General features: G+C 64.8%; 28 protein-coding genes. All 28 read right to left on the minus strand.

The window, feature by feature from the left end:
- Positions 1-38: 38 nt before the first annotated feature.
- The 28 genes from ACW11F_RS03735 to ACW11F_RS03870 all read right to left on the minus strand — a co-directional run bounded on the left by ACW11F_RS03735 (position 39) and on the right by ACW11F_RS03870 (position 19,798).
- Positions 39-302, minus strand: a complete 264-nt coding sequence (locus tag ACW11F_RS03735) for a glycoside hydrolase family protein (protein WP_456995567.1) — start codon at positions 300-302, stop codon at positions 39-41.
- Positions 269-766, minus strand: a complete 498-nt coding sequence (locus ACW11F_RS03740; RefSeq protein WP_120967004.1) for a hypothetical protein — start codon at positions 764-766, stop codon at positions 269-271. The genes ACW11F_RS03735 and ACW11F_RS03740 overlap by 34 nt, the downstream gene beginning before the upstream one ends.
- Positions 763-1,272: a lysozyme gene (locus ACW11F_RS03745; RefSeq protein WP_120967003.1), complete on the minus strand. Its 510-nt coding sequence runs from the start codon at positions 1,270-1,272 to the stop codon at positions 763-765. Before ACW11F_RS03745 ends, ACW11F_RS03740 begins: the two co-directional genes overlap by 4 nt.
- A complete protein-coding gene (locus ACW11F_RS03750) occupies positions 1,269-1,496 on the minus strand; it encodes a DUF7940 domain-containing protein (RefSeq protein ID WP_120967002.1) in 228 nt (75 codons plus the stop codon). Before ACW11F_RS03750 ends, ACW11F_RS03745 begins: the two co-directional genes overlap by 4 nt.
- Positions 1,493-1,795 (minus strand): DUF6127 family protein, encoded by a 303-nt coding sequence (locus tag ACW11F_RS03755; protein ID WP_045667466.1) that lies wholly within the window; start codon positions 1,793-1,795, stop codon positions 1,493-1,495. Before ACW11F_RS03755 ends, ACW11F_RS03750 begins: the two co-directional genes overlap by 4 nt.
- A gap of 65 nt (positions 1,796-1,860) precedes the next feature.
- A complete protein-coding gene (locus ACW11F_RS03760; RefSeq protein WP_013246733.1) occupies positions 1,861-2,211 on the minus strand; it encodes a DUF2793 domain-containing protein in 351 nt (116 codons plus the stop codon).
- 3 nt (positions 2,212-2,214) lie between these two features.
- Positions 2,215-2,790: a hypothetical protein gene (locus ACW11F_RS03765; RefSeq protein ID WP_456995568.1), complete on the minus strand. Its 576-nt coding sequence runs from the start codon at positions 2,788-2,790 to the stop codon at positions 2,215-2,217.
- A 32-nt stretch (positions 2,791-2,822) separates the two neighbouring features.
- On the minus strand, positions 2,823-5,096 hold the full coding sequence (locus tag ACW11F_RS03770; RefSeq protein ID WP_456995569.1) for a phage tail protein: 2,274 nt from the start codon (positions 5,094-5,096) through the stop codon (positions 2,823-2,825).
- Positions 5,096-5,308 carry a hypothetical protein gene (locus ACW11F_RS03775; RefSeq protein WP_120966998.1) on the minus strand — a complete coding sequence of 71 codons (213 nt, stop codon included), beginning with the start codon at positions 5,306-5,308 and terminating at the stop codon, positions 5,096-5,098. Before ACW11F_RS03775 ends, ACW11F_RS03770 begins: the two co-directional genes overlap by 1 nt.
- The gene (locus ACW11F_RS03780) at positions 5,305-5,532 is read right to left on the minus strand and encodes a hypothetical protein (protein WP_013246730.1); all 228 of its coding nucleotides are present in this window, start codon (positions 5,530-5,532) and stop codon (positions 5,305-5,307) included. Before ACW11F_RS03780 ends, ACW11F_RS03775 begins: the two co-directional genes overlap by 4 nt.
- Before the next feature lie 18 nt (positions 5,533-5,550).
- On the minus strand, positions 5,551-6,339 hold the full coding sequence (locus tag ACW11F_RS03785; protein WP_120966997.1) for a DUF2163 domain-containing protein: 789 nt from the start codon (positions 6,337-6,339) through the stop codon (positions 5,551-5,553).
- On the minus strand, positions 6,336-7,904 hold the full coding sequence (locus tag ACW11F_RS03790) for a hypothetical protein (RefSeq protein WP_456995570.1): 1,569 nt from the start codon (positions 7,902-7,904) through the stop codon (positions 6,336-6,338). The genes ACW11F_RS03785 and ACW11F_RS03790 overlap by 4 nt, the downstream gene beginning before the upstream one ends.
- Entirely contained in the window at positions 7,901-8,959 is a 1,059-nt protein-coding gene (locus ACW11F_RS03795) for a hypothetical protein (protein WP_120966995.1), read from the minus strand. Before ACW11F_RS03795 ends, ACW11F_RS03790 begins: the two co-directional genes overlap by 4 nt.
- A gap of 20 nt (positions 8,960-8,979) precedes the next feature.
- Entirely contained in the window at positions 8,980-11,538 is a 2,559-nt protein-coding gene (locus ACW11F_RS03800) for a phage tail protein (protein ID WP_456995571.1), read from the minus strand.
- A 146-nt stretch (positions 11,539-11,684) separates the two neighbouring features.
- Positions 11,685-12,326, minus strand: a complete 642-nt coding sequence (locus tag ACW11F_RS03805) for a DUF6441 family protein (RefSeq protein WP_120966993.1) — start codon at positions 12,324-12,326, stop codon at positions 11,685-11,687.
- A gap of 3 nt (positions 12,327-12,329) precedes the next feature.
- Complete coding sequence (locus ACW11F_RS03810) at positions 12,330-12,485, minus strand: hypothetical protein (RefSeq protein WP_009521710.1); 156 nt, start codon at positions 12,483-12,485, stop codon at positions 12,330-12,332.
- Between the two features lie 29 nt (positions 12,486-12,514).
- The gene (locus ACW11F_RS03815; RefSeq protein ID WP_120966992.1) at positions 12,515-12,916 is read right to left on the minus strand and encodes a hypothetical protein; all 402 of its coding nucleotides are present in this window, start codon (positions 12,914-12,916) and stop codon (positions 12,515-12,517) included.
- The gene (locus tag ACW11F_RS03820; RefSeq protein ID WP_120966991.1) at positions 12,916-13,668 is read right to left on the minus strand and encodes a phage tail tube protein; all 753 of its coding nucleotides are present in this window, start codon (positions 13,666-13,668) and stop codon (positions 12,916-12,918) included. The genes ACW11F_RS03815 and ACW11F_RS03820 overlap by 1 nt, the downstream gene beginning before the upstream one ends.
- A 2-nt stretch (positions 13,669-13,670) precedes the next feature.
- The gene (locus ACW11F_RS03825) at positions 13,671-13,874 is read right to left on the minus strand and encodes a DUF7210 family protein (protein WP_456995572.1); all 204 of its coding nucleotides are present in this window, start codon (positions 13,872-13,874) and stop codon (positions 13,671-13,673) included.
- Between the two features lie 4 nt (positions 13,875-13,878).
- Positions 13,879-14,304, minus strand: a complete 426-nt coding sequence (locus ACW11F_RS03830) for a hypothetical protein (RefSeq protein ID WP_120966989.1) — start codon at positions 14,302-14,304, stop codon at positions 13,879-13,881.
- A 10-nt stretch (positions 14,305-14,314) separates the two neighbouring features.
- Positions 14,315-14,596: a head-tail joining protein gene (locus ACW11F_RS03835; protein ID WP_013246720.1), complete on the minus strand. Its 282-nt coding sequence runs from the start codon at positions 14,594-14,596 to the stop codon at positions 14,315-14,317.
- Positions 14,596-15,600, minus strand: coding sequence for a major capsid protein (locus ACW11F_RS03840; protein ID WP_013246719.1), 1,005 nt, complete (start codon positions 15,598-15,600; stop codon positions 14,596-14,598). The genes ACW11F_RS03835 and ACW11F_RS03840 overlap by 1 nt, the downstream gene beginning before the upstream one ends.
- A gap of 2 nt (positions 15,601-15,602) precedes the next feature.
- Positions 15,603-15,980: a head decoration protein gene (locus tag ACW11F_RS03845; RefSeq protein WP_013246718.1), complete on the minus strand. Its 378-nt coding sequence runs from the start codon at positions 15,978-15,980 to the stop codon at positions 15,603-15,605.
- A 1-nt stretch (position 15,981) separates the two neighbouring features.
- On the minus strand, positions 15,982-17,196 hold the full coding sequence (locus ACW11F_RS03850) for a S49 family peptidase (protein WP_456995573.1): 1,215 nt from the start codon (positions 17,194-17,196) through the stop codon (positions 15,982-15,984).
- A 10-nt stretch (positions 17,197-17,206) separates the two neighbouring features.
- Positions 17,207-18,745: a phage portal protein gene (locus ACW11F_RS03855; RefSeq protein WP_456995574.1), complete on the minus strand. Its 1,539-nt coding sequence runs from the start codon at positions 18,743-18,745 to the stop codon at positions 17,207-17,209.
- Positions 18,694-18,915, minus strand: coding sequence for a phage head-tail joining protein (locus ACW11F_RS03860; RefSeq protein WP_013246715.1), 222 nt, complete (start codon positions 18,913-18,915; stop codon positions 18,694-18,696). The genes ACW11F_RS03855 and ACW11F_RS03860 overlap by 52 nt, the downstream gene beginning before the upstream one ends.
- A complete protein-coding gene (locus ACW11F_RS03865) occupies positions 18,915-19,307 on the minus strand; it encodes a hypothetical protein (RefSeq protein ID WP_120966984.1) in 393 nt (130 codons plus the stop codon). The genes ACW11F_RS03860 and ACW11F_RS03865 overlap by 1 nt, the downstream gene beginning before the upstream one ends.
- A complete protein-coding gene (locus tag ACW11F_RS03870) occupies positions 19,307-19,798 on the minus strand; it encodes a hypothetical protein (RefSeq protein ID WP_120966983.1) in 492 nt (163 codons plus the stop codon). The genes ACW11F_RS03865 and ACW11F_RS03870 overlap by 1 nt, the downstream gene beginning before the upstream one ends.
- Position 19,799: the final 1 nt, after the last annotated feature.

Consider the following 19,799-nt stretch of genomic DNA (forward strand, 5'->3'; position numbering starts at 1 on the left):
GCAGCGTGTCAGATGGTCAATCAAGCTGGCCTGCCCGACTAGCATGAAAGCATTAGTGTGATCTCAGCTTTCCTACGCGTGACTAGACCAGGCTGCACTCTTCTGCCGCCATAGACCCATCGGCGTAGCTCTGACGCGGCTGCGACCCAGTCCCGCTGATTAATCCGCCGTCGCAGCGTCGACGTCTGCAGCCGCCCGGCCCCGAGGTTGGACGTGCAGTCCACGGTAGCTGCGATCCACCACCGGGCTGGTAGCTGGCACTCGATCCTTACCTGACGTTCGGTGTCATTTCGACGATCCACGTCTGCAACGCCCTCAGTTGCTCGGCGTTTTCGTGGCAGGTCTGGTAGTTGGCGGCAAGGGTTCCGGCGATGGCAGAGAGCGCAATGCCTGCGGCCGCCGCATCAGCATCTCGGGCGGGCTCGGGCAGTTCACCGGCGGCGGCAGCGTCGTGCAGGCGCACAAAGCCACGGTTGATAGTGCAAGCAGCATCGGCTTGAACGGGCACATAGACGGGAACCTCCTTGATGATGGTGTCGCCCTTCTCGCGGACGACGCGGACGCGGTCGACGTACTCGGTGACGACCTTGACGGTGGTTTGCGCCTGCCGCTCGCGGGCGACTGCGGCCTGCAGGGTTTGTTGCTGGACGGCGGCATCCCACTGCGCTTGAACTTGACTCGCGCCCTTGATCCAGCCAGATCCGATCAGGGCTGCGCCGAGCGCCGCGAGGGCCAGCAGCCGGTACGGCCAGGGAATCACGCTCACGACGCCTCCCCGATGCACTGCTGGTATTCGGATTCACGCCGTGTAGCCAGCCCGCCGCACAGCCGTGCGTTGGCAGGCAGCGCGCAGTCCTTGCCCTGGAAGAAGCGCCAGCGCCGCAGTTCGGAGCACGCCCCGGCGTAGTCACCGGCATTGAGTTTCCTGACCAGCGTGGACTGGCAGAACGCCCGGCTGCCGACGTTGTAGGAGAAGCTCACCAGCGCGTCATACTCGTGCTGCGCCAGGGGCACGGTCACGCATTGCTTGAGCGCCCCCTCGAACTGCTGCACATCGGTGAGCGCGCGGGCCAGCGCCTTCGGCGGCGTGGTGGTGTCGCCCAGCTTCACCCCGGTGGTGGTGCCGAAGCCGATGGTTGGCACATCGCCCTTGACGGGGATCACTGCGCGGTCGGTGTAGCCCTCGTGCAGCACGATACCGACCAGGGCGGCGGCGGACAGCGTCAGTCCGGCCACCGTCCTGCGCATCGCTGGTGATGGTGGCCGGGTCATCGGTGCATCTCCGGCTGCGCCACGATGCGCGCGACGGTCGCGCCGATGCTGGCGGCAAAGGCCAGCAGCATAAACGCGCCGCGCGGCAGTACGTCCCCGAACAGCGGCACCACCACTTCCGCTGCCGTGAAGGCAGCGGCCAGCAGCGAGAAGCGAATGCTCCAGGCCCGTCGCAGCACGCGCCGCCAGTCGTCCAGAAGGCAGATCTTCGGCTTGGCGGTCATTGCACGCCTCCCATCAGCTTCAACTTGATGGCGGCCCCCACCAGCAGCGCGGCCAGGATGCCGGTGGTCACGACCTTGATGGTGGTCTGCCACGCCGTGCGGCGGGCATCGCGCCACGCTTCCAGCAGGTCGCGCAGTTCACGGATGTCGCGGGCTGCGTGGCCGTTTTCGAGGCCAAGGTGCGCCAGCACACGCTCGGCTCCGCGTTCTGCGGCGCGGTCGAGTAGTTCGTCGAAGTCCTCGCGTCGCAGCAGGAGCATGTTCTCGACGAGCGCAGGCTGTTGTTCGGGTTCGGTCATAGCAGTCTCCAGAAATGCGAAACCCGCCTCGTGGGCGGGTTTCTGGTGGGTACGAAGATGGGAAATCAGATGGCGATGCCTGCGCTCCAGCCGGTGGACTTGTAGGCTGAGAGCTTGGCCTCGTCTTCGATGTAGCAAAGCCAGCCCACCTTGGGCGGATGGAACTCCCACGTGCCATCGATGCGCACGGCGATCTGGTTGGTCTTGCCTGCCCACACGCCGGTGGCAGCGGTGGGGACGATGTAGCGGTCGCCATTGGCGGGGCTGGTCGGTGGCGTGGTCAGGTCGCGGTCTTTCACGGACAGGCCGACCACTACGCCGAGGCGTTTGAGGTTGGCGTCCATGCCGGTGTCCCAGCCGCTCTCGCCGAGCGTCCAGCCGTAGTTGAGTCCAAGGTTCGGATCGGTTGATGACATGGTTTATCTCCAAGGATTCGATGCTTGGCCGATGGTCTGACGTATGCGTCGGACAGCGCCGGGGTCGCCGATGCGATGGCTTTGCTGCGGGTGCTGTCGCCAATGACGCCCAACGATGGGCAGGTACAGCACGCCGCCACGCTTGGCCACGAGCAGGGTCAGCAGCCAGTCGGCGAAGTTGTTGAGGTCGGTGGTTTCCGCAAGCGCGACTTCCACGGCAGACCGGCGCATCACGATCAAGCCATGCACATGGCTGGCGCTGTTGGCGTGCTGCCAGCGGCTGTAGGCCAGACGCCGCACCGCGATGTCGCGGCCGTTTTCGTCGGTCAACGCTTCGTCGGTGTACGCCATCACGGCCTGCGGGCAGGCATCCAGCGCATCGGCCAGTTGCGTGAAGGCACTGGCTTCGTACAGATCGTCGGGATCGACGAAGGACACCAGCGGCAAATTGCCCTGCGCGTAACCGGCAGCGCGCGCTTCGCCGATGCGGCCCGGGATGCCCGGCAGCATGTGCAACTGGATCGGTGCGCCTTCGAGACTGGCGATGCAGGTCTCGCGCCATTCGGCAGGTTCGTTCAAGGTGAGCAGATGAACATCGATGCGCGGCTCCATCAAACACCTCCCCAATACTGACCCCAGCGCAGGCCGTATCCCGCACGATCCGCAGCGCGCACCTGCGGTTGCCAGCTTTCCAGCCCGTCACGCACGGCGTTGAGCTCCAACGTGATGCGGTCGCCCAGCGCACCGGCATCAGCCGCAGCCGTCGCCACATCCCACACGAAATTCGCTCCGGTGATGCCGGACGCCGTATGCACCAGCGCGTCGTTGCGATCTCGGATGCGCACCGTGTAGCTCACCCCCGGTTCTGGCCCGATGTCGGCTTCGCCCTGCTGCACGAGGTAGGCGGTCTGCTGGGTGCGGTCGCGATGGGCCCACGCGATGCTGAGGTCACCGGCGACCACGGCAGGCTCGGTCTGGCCATTGAGGCGGATGCGCCCCGGTGGATACGGCAAGGCCTGTCGCCCGGTCAGTACCATCGGCTGGCCATTGCTGGCCAGTTCCGCTTCGCCTTGATCGGTTGAGGTGCGCGGGATGGCTCCCACGAACACCGATTCACCCGGGGCGCGCTCCGCGCCTTCCGATGCCAGCCACTCGCCCACGCCAATGAGGCGGGTTCCGACCCGGTGCGATTGCGGTGTGGTGTCGAGCACGCCGCGTGCAAGGTCAACCGTGGGCGCAGCGGTATTGAAGCCCAGGACGGCGACGGCTTCACAGATCTCCCCGCTGGCATCGACCAGATAGGCGTAGTCGCCCACGGTCAGCCTTTCCGGCTGGCTGACGGCGGTCACCGGCACGCTCATGGCATCGGCCTCGCTGGCTGGCAAGCCCGCATCAAGCGTGAGCAGTGGCGCGTAGTCCTCGCTGGCAACGCTGCCGATCTCGCCTGCCGAGGCACCGGTGGCGAGCTGCCAGTTGAGCTGGCCCGCACCGCCCACAGCGGCCAATGCACCCACCGCTGCATCGGTGTCGGTCAGGTAATCCAGTTCGGCACGCGACAAGCTGCGCGCCAGTTCCCAGTACGGAATTTCCATCGCCAGCACCAATGCAGGTGGCAACGGCTCCAGGGTTGGCTCGTCGATGATGGGCGGCGTCGGTGCCAGCACGGCGTTGTCCAGCCCGAACACATCCTCCATCGCTTCGATGCGCCACTCGGCCGCGCCCAAGGTGCCGGTATCGATGCCGGTCACGCGCACCATCATCTGGTCGATACCCAAACGCGGCCAGTTGAGCAGGAATACGTCACCGGGCAGCGGTGCGCGTTCCAGCGTGTCGCGTGCCACGGTCAGGCTCATCCGTGCCAGGGGCGAACCCAGGGCGCGCAGATCCCGCAGCGCCAGACGCGCGGCCAGCGGCCCGTAGTTGACGCCCGGGTAGTCACGGCGCTGGTTGATTACGCCGCCTTGCAACTGAATTGCGGCAAGGTTTTCCACAGTGACGGTGGTGTCGCCGCCGGTTTGCCAGTCGGCGTAGACCACGGTCAGCTCGTTGGGCAGCTCACCCCACTGCGCGCGCTCGAAACGCTCCAGCCGCACGATCTCGTCCGGCCCCAGTTGCGGCAGGTCATTGACCCAGTAGTCGTCGCGCAGCAGCTTCAGCTCGAAGGTGCCTTGCTCCGGATCGGTGTAGAGAATGCCGCCGATGTGGTCGATGACCTGACTGATGAAGCTCTCGATGGGCTGCTGGCGCGTCCAGATCAGATTCAGGCCGAAGCCCTCATCCGACAGGGCCCACGCCGCATTCCAGAAGCTCCAGCCGATGCTGTCCTGCGGGTAGCCCATGCCCCAGTGCGGGTCGGTCAGGCATTGCACCAGGATGTGAGCCGGGTTCATGCCGACACTGATCTCGCGGCCTTGGCTGTCATCCCAGGCGCGGACTTCAGCGTTCCACTCCATCCACGGATAACCGTGCCAGCCCGCCGTGAAACGACGCACGCGCACGGCCCACGGCTTGATGTAAGGGTTGTTGGCCGCAAACAGAATCTTGCGCGCCACCAGTGACAGCACGCCCCGGAAGGCTGGAATGGCTGGTCCAAGGCGGCTCATCAGGTAGTCGTTGCGCCCCTGGCCGGGGCCTCCGGGCAGCACATCGATGTTGCCGACCACACCACCTTCACGCTCGTCACCGCCAAACAGCGTGGGCTTGTGGATACCGAGGGTGGTCAGGCCGTGCCCGCTGGACAGCGGCCCCCGGTCGGCATCGCCCCACGCGGTACGGTCGCCCATCTGGATTTCCTGCACGGCATCCACAGGCCCTTGGCACAGCACCAGGTGCAGTCCCATCCGGTAGCGGTAGCCGACGGTTTGCTTTTTGCTGCTGCCACCCATCAGTGCTGCTCCTGCCGGGTGTGCGCACGGGCGTGCTCGACCACCCGCAAGGCCATCGCGTCGCCGGTGTCCAGCAAGGTGTCGGCAGCGCAGCCGTCACGCAGAAACGCGCGGAAGTCCAGGTCGTGGCGCGCGAACCAGACCCGCGTGCCGTTCACGCACAGGCCAACGGCGCGCACATCGTCGATGGTGACGGTTACATCCGTGCTCATTTCTTGCCTCCTTTTTTGCGGATCGGTTCGGCTTCCAGATCGCCGTACCAGACGACGTTGGCCCCGCGCAGCAGCACGGTGCCGAACACGACTGGAATCGGTCGGCCTTCTTCTGCTGTGGGTGCATCGACGTCGGACAGCGATGCGGGTTTGGGCTCGGGCGGTTTTGGTGCGAGCGCGACCGAAACCAGCGCCGCCACCACGATGACGACGAGGTACCACATGGAAATTCTCCGGAAGGGTCAGAACACGCCCGTCGAAAACGGGTTTTTGCTCGGGATGGCGGGAAAGCCGCCGTAGTTGTCGAGGTTGCCGAAGCGCGAGGCGCACGTTTGCGTGCTGTGATCGCAGCCGACCGTCAACAACACTTGCGTGCCCGGCTCAATGGCCGCTGGATAGAGCAGCTCGACGCCACTGCCGTAGTCGCGGATGATCATGTGGCGTGCTCCATCCGGCGTTTGCAGCCAGCCACCGGCCAAGCTACCGCTGACGCCACCCGGTACACCGCCATCGAGATCGACACTGCGGCCATAAGCTTCATAGACGAAGGCACTCTCGGAAATGGGCGACGCCCCACAGGCACTGGAGTACAGAACGTGGGAACAGTTGCGGCTGTAGAGCCTGCGCAGGCCGATGCGCTTCAAACTGACCTGTGCCGATTCGCAGCGGATGCGGGCGGCATCGGCGTCGATTTCCACACCCAGCACCCGGCCCATCCAGCGGGTGCCCGACAACCACCAGTAATCGCCCCAGGTATCGCGCCGCCCGATGCGCAAGGTGACTGAGGTGGTGTCGCCGGTGAGCGACGTGGCCAGCAGGTGGCGCACAAGTTCACAGTCGGGTGGCAGCTTGAGATCCAGCGCTGACTTGGCCGCTTCGGCCCCCAGCGCCAGTTCGTTGCGCTCGATGGACAGGCTGGTGTACAGCGTGCCGTCGAGATCGACGTCGAATTCGTGCGGGGTCAGGTAGAAATTCGCGCTGCTGCTGGCGAAGGCGTAGAGCTCGACTTCCATCAGCGCTTGCTGGCTCATACGGCGTACTCTCCATACGTTTCTCGGCCGTTGCCGCGTGGCTCGGGCAACTGGCGCGCGGTCAGGGTGATCTCCGCCAACTGCGGGCTGTGCCAGTACACGTCGATGGCGTCGTGGTCGAGGCGGCAGCGCGCAAGGCGAACAATCCGGCTGCCTGCGGGCACCCAGTCGTCGAGGCCCGAGCGCAGCACCAGCACACCGCCCTGATCCAGATGGCAGGTAGCGGTCAGGGCGTACTGCCGATAGCCGTCCGGATGCACGATCAAACAGGCGGCGGGGCGATGCCAGAATGCCGAGAGGTCTTGGCCATCGACGCGCAGGAAACCGTCATCGGGATCAGCTTCGACGCTCACCCACAGGATCGGGGCCAAGCCATCGGGCAGCCAGAAGGCTTCCAGACGGCCTTGAGTGCGCCACAGCCGCGCCCGCCAGATGTCGACTTCATCAAGCGAGCTGGCCAGATAGCGGCGCTGGTAAGTCGTCGTCGCCCACGGATCGTCACGCCGCACCCACGGATCTGCGGGTGAGAAATCCTGGCGCGTGATCGTCGCCTGCGCGCTGGCCGTGGGATCGTCGCGCCAGTTGCCATCGGGCCAGACCGGGATCTCGTCCAGCCACGGGTCATCAAGGACATCCATGTCCGGCGTTTGTTCGGGCGTGACGCTCGCGGTGACGCTGCCGCCGACCATCCCCGGCACCCATTGGGTGAGATCGGCCGGATCAATGGCCTTGCCCCACACCAGCGGCAGCACGGCGCTACCAGCCGCCGCTTTGCGGGCCAGCGGATCGGCCAGCCATAGCAGATCGGCTTCCACGTCGCTGAGTTGGGCAACTTGCCAGCCCTCGGGCGCAATGATCAAAGCCCAGCGTTCGCTGCCCTCCCAGCCTTGCACGCCGTCGTAGGTCAAGCGCAGCGCAGCAGCCGGAGGGGCAAAGCGCCGCCAGGCGGCCTCCGATACCGCCAGGGTCAGCGCGCCCTCCTCAGCGTTTTCGACGAGGTGGACGGCGTACTGTGATAGCGGCCACCATGCGGTTTGGCCCTGATGATCGGCCAGCCAGTCGGCGACCAGTGCGTCGGTCGGGCGGGCATTGCCCACCTTGTAGGTGAGCCAGCGCCGAGGAACGCGGCGGCGTGCTTGCCGGGATTCGTTGCCGCTGGCCAGCCGTGTGACGCTGGTCTGCCACTCCAGCCGTTCGACCAAGGGCTCGGTCCAGTCGTGGCGGAAGGCAAACACACCGCGTTGCGCATCCGGCCAGGGTTGATCCCCGAAGGCGTCCATGCCAGTGGCGACGATGGCGCTGGATGCGGTGTCCCGGCGCAGCACCTCGACGAGGAATACCGGGGCATCGATGGGCGGCCACGGGTGCGCCAGAGACTCAGCAAGCCAAGTCGCAGCCAAGTTGGGCGGAACCGGTGCAATGGCGGTTTCGGGCGTGAAGGTAGCCGCACGGGCTCCGAACGATGCACGCGACAGCACTTCGCCCTGAAATTCCGGCAGTTCACTTCCGGGCGTCGGCCTGCTGGAGACCTCCGCGAGGTTTCGAGCGATGACGCGATCCGTCATGCCGACTCCACGCCGAACTCAGCGGCATTGAAGGCGGCCTCCGTCCATTGCACGTTGCCGTTCGGGTTGCGTTCGAAAAGCGTGCTCTGCCACGCCAGTTGCTCCTGCAGGATGATGTCGGCGCTGGTGGCGGTTTGCGCGCCACTGACCACGAAGCCTTTGACCTTGCCCAGACCCCCATCGGTCTTGCGCGCCAGCATCGTGAGTTGCACGCCGTAGATGGCGGGCGTGGCCATCGCCGGCAGCGGCTCGACATCAAAGGACTGGCGCAGTCCTGCACTGGACGCGCTGATCGCCGTGTCCTCGTCCTCGTCGCTCACGGCTTCCCATGCGGCAGTACCAACCGGACTGGCTGTCCACTGGTTCAGGCTGCCATCGGCCTGTGCCTGCAAAGCATCGACACGCACATCGCCCAGGAAGGTGTTGTTGATCGTGCCGGTGGTGTCGGCGATGTAGAAGTCATCGACGTCGATGGTCAGCGGGCACGACTGGCCCGGAACCGCACCCACGAATGCGGTGACCAGTTGGCCACCACCCTGGAGGGTGTTCTGCGCGGTCATCTGAATGGCCAGGATGCCGTTGATGCGCACCGACAGCACGCCGTTGCTGGTGCCTTGCGTGACCTGCAGCTCGATGTAGTGCCAGCCGCGCGCCGGGGCGCTGGCGACCGAGGTCGAGATCAACTGGTCGTAGCCGTATTGCCAGCGGTAGAGCTTGAGCCGCCCGTCCTCGCCGATTTTGACGAGGTGGGCGACCTGCGCGTTGGCATCGCGCACGCCCAGCAGCAAGGGCTCGGTGTAGGTGTTCTGGTACGGCACCACGCGAATGGACGCCCCCACGATCAGGCTGGTCTTGGTGGCGTCGAGGTTCTTGACGTAGCCACCGCCCGAGCCTTCCGGCAAACGCAGGGCATAGGAGGACGGGCGACGGCCATTGATGCGGGTGGCCTGCGGCGACAGATACGCCGCCTTGCCTCGCGCCAGCCACGGGTCGCCAAAGCTGTCCACAGCCTGCGGGTCGTAGTGGTCGAAACCATCGATGAACAAAAGTGCCATGTGGACTTTCCCCTCAAAATTCAGCTTTGGAGCGCCGAGCGGATGGCCCGCGCGTTGCGCCCGATGATGTTGACGATGACCCGCTCTCCGGCAGGCGACTGCAGGTGGTCGTGGGTCACGCCGGGATCGATGGCGTTGACGATGCGCACCGCTTGATTCATCTGGGGCTGTGCGGGTGGCACTTTGACCTCCGGCACCAGACCACCGGCAGCAAAGGCCAGCTCGCCGCCTTTAAAACGCGGGCCGACGGACAAACCGTTGAGCGAGTCGAGGAAGGCCACGCCGACCTGGCGCACGGCGGCCGCCCGCACCACGTATTCACCTGCGGACAGGCGCGCCGGGATCGAGTCCGAGGTGGCACTACCCGGGCCGGAGACCAAGCCACCACCCGCGAATTTCTTGATACCGCCCAGCAGCGCCATTACAGCGGCCACCATCGCCACCATTGCGGCAATGGCCAGCCCCGGGCCAACGATGGGCACGGAGGCTTGCGACGCTGCGGCACCAGCACCGGCCTTGGCGGCATCCATCGACACCACGGCGGTGGTTTCGGTGGTCTTTTGCGCGACTTTGGCCGCGCTGGCCGCCGCATCGACGGTTTGCTCCTGCTGGATGAAACCGAGCTTGAGCGCCAGCATCCGCGCCTGCATGGCGATCCATTGCTGGAAAGGCTGAATCACGATCTGCTGCAGGAAGGCGTCGGCCACCTGCTGGAACAGGCTGGCCATCGCGCTGCGCCAGGTCTGCGCGCCGGTGATCATCCCGTTGAGCGCGCCTCCAAAACTCTCGCCGATGCGGTTCCACAGCGGGGTCATTTCATCGACCGTGAGCCGGGTGCGCTCCAGTTCATTGCGCCACGCCTGCACGCGGATCACAGCATCCGGCCCGATGGCCTGCGCCGCCTGTTGCATGGTCGGCAGCAGGCGCTCCATCTCGGTGGCCGATTGCTGCTGCAAGGTCACGATCTGTTGGCGCGCCTGTGCTTCGGTTAGCAGCCCGGCCTGCTGCTGGGTCTGAAGGGCCTCCTGCGCATTGCGCAGACGCTCGGTGACCTGCCGCCATTGGGTTTCCAGTGCGGATAGGTTCGCTTGCGCCGCCTTCACGTTGATCAGTCGGTCAACGAGCGACACGCCGTCGGCATCACTTTCTGCAGCGAGACGTGCCCGCAGATCCCGGTAACTGCGCTCGATGGCAGCTTGCCGGTCGGCATCTGTAGCCGTGCCTGTGATCTGTGCCAGTTCCTCACGCGCCTGCGCCAAGGCATCGGCCAGCTCACGCTCGGCTTGCGCGGCCTTGCGCGCATTGGCCTGCTCAATGTCCGTGCGCCGGTTATTGAGCGTGATGAGGTCCGCTTCCGCCTTGGCCACTTCGGCCTTGGCACGCAGGCGGTCGTTTTCCGACTTGCCGTTGGTGGCGATCTGCTGACTGCGGGCCAGCTCCTGCTGCTTGCGGGCGATCTCGGCGTCGACCTCGCGCTGCTCGATGGCCGTTTTCTGCGTGTAGTAGTCGCGCACCGAGATCAGACGATCCTCAAGCGCTGCATCCAGCGCGGTTTGTTGCCGCGCCAGTCCGTCCTTGAGCAGCGCGAACTCGGCGTCCAGCTGCGCTTTCATCAGCGTGGTCTGCGCGCCAGTGGAGTCCTGCGCAGCCTTGCCCGCTTTGGGTTTGGTCAGCCGCTGCAACAGTTCCGGATCGGCCTGAATTCGGGGTGCCTTGACCTCGATGGGTTTGGGGTCGAACAGGCTGTCGCGGAAGGACGCCAGCTCATCGAGCCGCTGGATCAGGCTGCCTTTGAGGTCGGCAATGATGGCCTTGGCCCCGTCGGTGTTGCCCTTGAGCGCTTCGACCGCCGCAGCGACACCGCCACCAATCGCTTCACCCAAGGCGACGAAGGCCTTGCCAACCGTGGCGACACCGAGCGCCAGGGTCTTGAGCACCAGCACCACGCCATCCAGAATCGTGCGCAATGTGCCGCCTTGCTTGGCTGACTCGACCATGCCACCGGCCATGTCGTTCAGGGCGGGCAGCAAGGACGCGATGATCTGGTTGCCAATGCTCTGGGTCGCCAGTTTCAGCTTGTCGAGCGCGTCGTTGAAGTTGCCTGCCTGCGCGGCGGTGTCCGCAGACAACTGCAGCCCGAGTTCAGCGGCTTCCTGCTTCAGCGCACCGATGCCATCCCGTCCTTGGTTGAGGAAGGGGATCATTTCGGCACCGGCCTTGCCGAAGATATCGACCGCCAGCGCCGCCTTCTCCGCGCCATCCGGCATGGCCTTGAAGCGATCGGCCAGATCCAGCAGTACCTGTTCGCTGTCGCGCAAGGTGCCATCCTGGTTCTGGACCGCCACGCCCAGCGCACCGAACTTCTGCGCGGACGTTTCCGAGCCGGTGGCGGCCTCCAGCATGCCGGTGGCCAACCTCTTGAGCGCGGCTTCGAACTTTTCGGTGGAAACCGCCGACAACTCGGCGGCAGGCACCAGCAGCGACAGCGATTCGACGGCGATGCCAGTACGCTGCGCCATCTCGTCCAGTGCATCGGCTGAGTCGATGCTGGACTTGATCATGGCGCCGATGCCCGCCAACGAAACGCCAACGCCAAGGTTGGCCAGCACGCCGTTGACACTCTTGGCGGTGTCAGTGAGGCCGCCCAAGCCCCGCTTGATCGAGTCGAATGCGGTCTTGGTCTGGTCGACAGCGCTGATCAGGATTTGGGCACGATTGCTTGCCATCAGACTTTGTCCAGTTCTTGTTGAATCGCCCGAGCCAGGGCAGGCAGCGCGCGTTGCACGCCACCGGCCAGATTGAGTCGGCGCTTGAGATCGACGCGCTTAACCAGCACGGCAATCGGAATTTCCTGGCCGCGCTTGATCTGCTTGGCCCCGGTACGTCCACGCTCGGCGCGCTTGAAGCGGCCCAGTTGCCCGGCGTTCTCTTTGATGTTCTCGGCCATCAGCAGCACGCGGCCGTTCTTCTCGATAAAGAAGGCATTGCCCGAGCGCATCAGGCCATCGATGACCGCCTTGAAGCGTTTGGGGCCGATGCGACCGGGCAGCAGCGGAATCAGCAGATTGCCGCTCACCGTGCCGCCTTTTTCGTGCATGCCAAGCCACGGAATCTTGCTGCCCACCAGCAAGGCGGGCAGTTGCTCGGGCTTCTTGTCGAACACCTTCACACCCATCGAGGAGATGAAGCTATTGCGCTTGACGGTGAAGGCGCTGCGCACCTCGGATCGCGCCGCATCACGTACCTCGCGCCCACCCGATTGCATGCCTTTGGCGACGGCGGTGTGGATGGCGCGACGCCGCTCGGCGCTCCACGCCGCCAACTGGCGGGGGTCCAGCAGACCGGTGGTGGTGAGCGAGAGACGCATGGATCAGTCCTTGAGCAGATCGCGTTGCAGTTGTTCGATGCCACGCTTCTCGCCCTGGGCTGCCACGGCATGAATGCCGAGCAGCTGGGCAAGTTGCTGCCGTTCGATCTGTCCGTCGGCATCCAGAAAGGCTTGCGCCTGCGTGAGCGTGTAGGCCATCACGTCGCCCAGGCGGTGACCGGCGCGGATCAGGCGGGCGACGGCACAGTCCCATCCGAGTTCGTCAGCGAGCGCAGCGTCGGGGAGAGGCGCTCGGCCGCGCCCTGAACCGCCGGAACGACGTGCGCCACGAAAAAATCCGCGTTCACCTCGAACACGGCAGCGGCCAGAAGAACGGCGTCCTCCAGCGACAAGTCGTTGATCCACGCGCGCTCACGCCGGGTAGTGATCGCCAGCAGATCGAGCACGGCATCACCGTGCCGCCCCAGCAGCGCCATCCAGTCCGGATCGATGGTGATCTCCTCGGCCAGCGGGCGCACCACGGCCAGCAGCCGTGGCAACTCGCCCAGCCGGATCGGCGTCAGTTCCAGCGCGACACCGGACAGCGTCACGACCACCGGTGCGGGTGGGAAGGTTTTGAAGTCATCCATCACAGCAGCACCAGACGGCCGAATTGACCGAGATCACCACCGACCGGCTTGGTCAGATCCGCCAGCACTTGGCCCGATAGCTCAAACTTCAGCAGTTCGTCGGTGATGATCGACAGTTCCTTGGCCGGGTTGATGGCCACGCGGTAGAGGTCGATCACCACCTCGCGGTTGCCATCGGCGGTGTTGAGCCCCTCGAAGCGAATCCAGCGCTCGGGCAGCGGCTGAGTGAACATCGCCGTGCTCTGCGCTGCGCCATAGGCGTAATCGACGGTGAACGGCTCGGTGTACGGGCCACCCGACGTGGCATCCAGCACCACCAGCGAGCCGTGCTTGGCGTTGACGCTGTACTGGCTCGCAGGCAGCGTCTGGGGCGTGGCATCGGAGTCCTGCACCTGCACGGCGGACACGTTTTGCATGGCCAGCGGGTACAGACTGCCCGGCGTGACCGGGTTGGGCAGCAACTCGCCAGTGACGGTGCCAGGGGTGATGGTGGTCGTGGTGCCGTAGAGCGCGAGCGCCAGATTGGTGGCGATCAGTTCTTCCAGCGTGCAGGCGAACTCGCCCTTCTTGGTCTTGATGAGTTGCAGGTCGGTCAGGCGCTGGCCCGACTGCGCTTCCTGGTGCTCGATGGTGTCCACCGACAGCGACACCTTCAGCTCGGGCACGTTACCGACGAAGGTCAGTCCGGCCGGGTTGCCGAGTTCATCACGTGCGCCGATGTAGACGCGGCCTTGTCCGGAAAAGTAAGCCATGTTCAGTCTCCTTGGATGGTGGTGCCGGACGTGGCATCACGGCGGGTGGGTTTGGCATCAGTGGCGGGTGTGGCGGACGCCGTAGCAGCCTTGGCCACGCCCTGCGCGATCAGCCAGCGTCCACTGGCATCGGGAAGATCAAGGCGATCACCCACGGCGAGGCGCTTGCCTGCATGGGTGTGGGGTTTCAGTAGTTCGATGTGCATGGGTTCATCCTGTTTGGGTTAGATCAATGGCGTGGGTGCGGTAGCGGATTTCGTAGCGGGCTGGGAGTGCGACGGCCCCGGCGTCGGCGTCGTCGAACTCCCACTCGCAGTCGATCTCGCGCACGGCGATGGCCAGACCGCCCAGATTCGGGTCGGCCAGCAAGGCTGCGTGCGCCGCCACCAGCGCGAGGTCGGCAACGTCGAAGGCGTCCGCACCGCGCGCCACCACAGCGACTCGGACGATCAACAGCCGGTCGACGAGGTGGTTGGCGTGGGCGGTGATGCTGTCGCCATCGACGAATAGCAGCAGCGCAGGACTGGCCTCGCGGGTGACCGGCACGGCTGGCATGCGTAGCACTGGAACGGGTGCAATCGCAGATGACAGGCGTGCGACGACCTCCCGCAAGACGCGCTCGCGGACGGAGTTCATGGCGATGTCCTTAGAGTTGGGAGAGTGAGGCGCGCCGCTCGGTGCCGTCGCCGATGGCACGCACGTCGCGCACCTGATAGCTGCTGCCCGCAATTTCGACGGTGTCACCCGCAGCGAGCGTCAGCCACACCGCCGGGTAGTCGATCTGGTAGTCGCGTGACAGCGCAAAGCCATCGAGCACGGTTTCGTCCGGGGCGCGGAAGGCGCAATACACGGTGGCAGTGCCCACCGTGACCGCCGTCAGCAGTCCAGATCGTCGCGCCGCTTCGTAGAACGACTCGATGGCCAGCATCAGGTCGCCAGAACCTTCACCAGCACGGCAGGCCGATGGCACATCGGCAGCGGGTTGGATTGGGTGTGGACATCGGTGCCCCGGTCGAACTTGCGCGGCTCCTGCTTGGCGTACAAGGGTTGTCCCAGCGTGTTCGCCGTTTCATTGAAATCGGCGGGCGCAAAGTAGGTGGCGAAGGTGTCCACCGTACCCAGTGGGAAGGCGTGGCCTTCGCCTGCCTCGATGAAGCGACGCACGTTGTCGTCGCCATCACTGGCTTCGCCCGCGTACTCCTCGAAGGTGATGCCTGCGAACGGGAAGCCCGAGCGCATATCGGTGCGCAAGACCTGACCGTCCTGCCAGCGGTGATAAGCCTCGATGACCTTCTCGTGGCTGGTGAACGCGTCGAAGAACTCTGGCGATACCAGACAGTGAACCCCTGTCATCCGCTCGCCCTTGAGGTTCTTCTCCAGGTAGCGCTTGAGGTCGAGACACTTCTTCTTGATATCGGTGCCCGCGCTTCCGAGCTGGAAATTGACGACCTTCGGTGTAATTTCGAACAGATCGAACAGGTTGTAGAGATCCGATCCGTCAGCATCGAGGATGACGCCCTTGAGCGCACCAACACGCAAATGCTCCAGCGTGATGGCGTGCTTGTTGCGCATGGTTTGCAGGTGCTCGGCCATGACCGCTGCAACAGTCTGCACTTCGGTTTCCGAACCGAAGGCGCGGATGCCTTGCACTTCCTCTGGCAGCACCACGTCGTCGTGCGGAATGTGCGGAATGGCAAAGGAGCGCAGCTTGCGTTTGCCGCGTACACCTACCGTACCGGGAGAGCCGACCGGCATCGTTGGCAGCAGCGTCAGGATGCCGTTCTTTTCTTCTACGGCCACCGAACGGAAGCGCACCGGCTTGGGCGGAAACAGCCCCATGCTCTCCATCAGCCCGTAGTTGTTGGGCAGGATGTTGATGGCAGCGGTCAGCGCCGACATCGAGAAAGCGGGATTCTCGAAAACATTGTTCATGGTCAGACTCCTTTGCGAACGAGGATGCCGAGGCTCTTGAGCTGCGCGATGGCAGCTTGCTTCTCGGCGGTGGTGATGGCGGCGGGCCACGCCAGCGCGTGATCGGCGACGATGGCGTGGCGGGCCAGCATCAGTCCGTCATCGCGGTCAATGAGGGTGGCGTCCACGCCTTGCATCAGCACACCAGCGGCGTACTGGCTGCCGTCGGTGGCCGACGGATCGATCTGCTTGAGCTTCGCGGTGGCCGTCACAAGACCGACCACCGTACCGAGCAGGAGGCTCTGGCCTGCGCCGACCGTGACCTGATCACGCGAGTAGAGATTCGGTGCTTCGTACTTCAAGAGGTCGCCGAGATTGAGGCCTTCAGTCATAGCGGGCATGTCATTTCTCCTGTCCGGCGCGGGCGCGAGCCGCCAGCACCAAGGGGTTGTCGTTGAGGGATTGCGTTGCCGACGTGGCGGCGCTCGGAGTGATCAGGCTGCTGATCTCCTGACCGCTGGCGCGAGCGACCAGCAGCTGGCTGCGCACCTTGGTGGCCGGAGTGCGTGCCGCCAGAAAACCGGCAATGCGGTCGGGGCAGCCCGCCAGAGCGCAAAGCTCGGCGACTTCTTGCGCGTCGTCGATGGTCATTGGCGCGGGCGACACAGGATCGCGATCAGGATCAGCGCCAACCCCAGGGTCAGCAGTGGTTCCGGGTTCATTCATGAAATGCTCCAGTCGTGGTTGGTGAAGATTGCCCAGCGCCGCAGCCGCTGCCGACAGCGCAGGTGGTGGTGAAAGTGATGCGACGAGCTCGTTCAGCACATCGTCGAAATTGCCGACGGCATCGGCCAGGCCCGCCGCGACAGCGTCATTGCCAAAGAACACGCCCGCCTCGGTTGCGCGCACTGCTTCGCTGCTCAGGCTGCGGTAGCTGGCGACCGTGTCGACGAACAGTCCGTAAATCCGATCCACCTCGCTTTTGAGAAAGGCGTGTGCCTCGTCCGAGATCGGCTCGTGCGGGTTGAGATCGTTCTTGCGCGCTCCGGCAAAGACGGTCGTGTAGCGGACGCCATCCTGCGCATCACGCACCGATTGGTCGGCGTGCATGGCAATGACGCCAATCGATCCGACACCACCCGTGCGGGTGACAAAGAAGCGGCTGGCGGCCGAACCGATGGCGTAAGCCGCCGAATACGCCATGTCATTGGCCAGCGCCCAGACCGGCTTGACCTGCGCCGCTGCGCGAACGCGGTCGGCCAGATCGAACACACCACCGGACTCGCCGCCCGGGCTGTCGATGTCGAGCACGATGGCGGCCACTGCCGGATCGGCGATGGCGGTATCGATCTGTGCGGCGATGTCCTGGTAACTGGTCAGCCCGGATGCCGCCTCCAACCCCACGGTTCGCCGCACCAAGGTGCCGTAGATCGGCAACACGGCGATGCTGCCGCCTGCGACTGGCGGGCGGCGCGTGGTGGGTGACGGAATCGGCGTGCCGTTCTCAGACAAGCCGATGCGTGGCCCCAGGACGGCGAGGATGACTTCGAGTTTTGGCCGATGGATCAGCAGCGGCGCGCCAAAGATGCGCGCCGCCATATGCGGTAGCAGTGTCATTGGGATTCCTTCAGGCGGACGAAGCGTTGCTGTCGGTGGCCTGCGAGTTGGGTTCAGCGCTGCCGCCATCCTTGGAAGTGCGGCGCGGATCGGAGTCGAAAATCAGGCCGAGGTCATCGGCTCGTTGGTTGTCGGCGGCGATTTCGCGGTCGACGTCCTCGGCGTCGTAGCCGAAGGCCGAAATCGCTTCAGAACGGCTCATCAGACCGGCGCGGATCGCCAGCAACATCGCCTTGAATTCCTTCTCCGGATCGACCCATTGCCAACCCTGCGGAATCCATTTGCAGGCGGCGTACTCGCGGCGGCGGCGGGCATAGCCCGGTGCCGTCAGCGCACCGGCCAGCACTGCCTGATCGAGCCACGCATTCCAGACGGGGCGGCAGAGCTGATGCACCAGCACACCGTGCTGGATGGCTTCGGTGCGACGGCGAAACTCCAGCATCCCGGCCCGGATGGACGAGTAATTGACCCCGGAGAGATCGCCTGTCAGCTGCTCGTAGGTGATTCCGATGGCCGCAGCCACGGCCCGAAATTGCGCACGCAGAAACTCGGCGTAGCTGCCGCCGACATCGGCGGGGTCGGAGAACTTCACGTCCTCGCCGGGCTCCAGGATTTGCATCGTGCCGGGTTCCAGACCAGCCATCGCCACACCGGCGTCATCCGGGATTCCCTCACCGAGCAGGTTGTCCTCGGGTGAGAGTCGCGTGACGAAGCCTGCAAACATCGCGGCGGTTTTCTTGCGCACCAGTTCGGCATCGTCGTACTGATCCAGCTCGTTTAGCTTGACCAAGGCACGGGCCAACCACGGCTCGCCGCGAATCTGTCCGGGGCGCAGGACGCGGTACAGATGGATGATCTCCCGCGCGTCGATGCGCACGGTGTCCATGCCACCTTGCCCGGACATCGGTGCCAGTCGGCCATCCTCGGGGTGCGAGCGGTACAGGTGGTAGGCCACGCGTCGCCCCATCGAATCGAACTCGATGCCCGAGCGCACGACATTGCCGGACGGCAGTTCCGTGTTTAGATTCAGCGGCAGGTGTTCGGCCTCGAGCAACTGCAATTGCAGGGGAACGACCAGACCATCCTCGGGGCGACGGGGACGCAACCGAATCAGACATTCGCCGCCCTCGCACATCGCGCGGGCAGCCAACGCCTGCAAGCCGTAGAAATCGGTCTGCCCGGTGGCGTCAGCCTGTTCCGTCCAGTCGCGCCACAGTGCTTGCACGTCAGCACGAAAGGCTTCGTCCTTGGCCATCGCCTGCGGCTTGATGCCGGTGCCGACCGCGTTGGAGACGAAGGCCTCGATACCGGCATTGGCCCACGCATTGCGGCGAACAAGGTCGCGGGATTTGACGCGCAACTCGTTGGATGTGGCGAGCATGGCCGCCACGGCACCGGGATTGCCCGGCATCCACGCAAGGGATCGCCGTCCGCGACCTGCTGCTTCGTGGATGGGAGATTGGCCGAACAGGCTGCGGATTTTGGAATACCAGGCCATCAGAACCCCTTGCCCGTGGTGACACGGATCTGGCGCGGCGCACCAGGCCATAGGCCGGTGGCGGCGGCCTGTTCAAAGATGTCGCGCTTGACCACCGCGATGGCGGCCTTGAGTTCATCGACGCTGCGGTACTCGACGGTCTTGTCACCAAAGGTCACGCGCTTTTCGCCTTTGACCAGAGCCGCTTCCAATGCATCAAGGTGTGCTTGTGTGTAGGCCATCAGCGGTACACCGTGAGGTTGATTTCGGAGGAGTCGTCGAAGGATGCGGACGTGGTGGCACAACTGATGTCGACGTACTGGGCGGTCTTCTGGTCGGTGGTGGATCGCACGATGGCGATGCGCTGCGTGCCGGTGTTGGTGCTGCTGCGGGCGAGCGCCGTCCAGCAGTAGTTGGCGTCCGGCATGGCAGTGGCGAAGGTCACGCGGTAGCGGCCTGACCCCAATCGGGTGACGCTGGCCACGTTGTGCGATGCGCGCACGACGATTTGCGAGCCGACATAGCCGAAGCACACCCACGCGCGGGCCAAGCCGGGATGGGTAGCGTCGATCTTGGTCTTGACCTCGATTCCGACACGGCTGGCCAGCACACTGATCCGCGATGCGAGGCTCATCAGACCAGCGCACCCACAAAGACCGCGACGAAGTCGGTGTCGGTGTTGCCGACATCGCTGGCTGCGACAGCGCCGATGTTGCTGCGGGCCTGAAGTTGTTCGGCAACCGTCAGCGACTGTGCGGCATCGAAGCGCACGCGGTTGTTGACGGCGGCGAGCAAAGCGTCCAGACCACTGGTGCCGTTCTGCAGCAGTTGTTGGATTTCCACCAGCGTGTCGTAGGCCGCATCGGCACCGCCCAAGATTTCAGTCTTGAGCGCATCAAGCAGCGAGACGATCTTGTTGGACGAGTAAGTGCTGGTCGTTGCGATCTGCGCATCATCAATTACCGCAGAGGACACCACAGCAGCCTGCAGTTCGTTGATGGCCGCGACCAGATTCGACTTGTCGGTGGTGGTGAGGTTGGCAAGGTTGCCTGCCTTGGCGCGGACGTCGTTGAACTCCTGCGCGACGCGAATGACCAGGCTTTCGATACGGGTAGCAAGACTCATA

Source organism: Luteimonas sp. e5 (assembly GCF_054031035.1).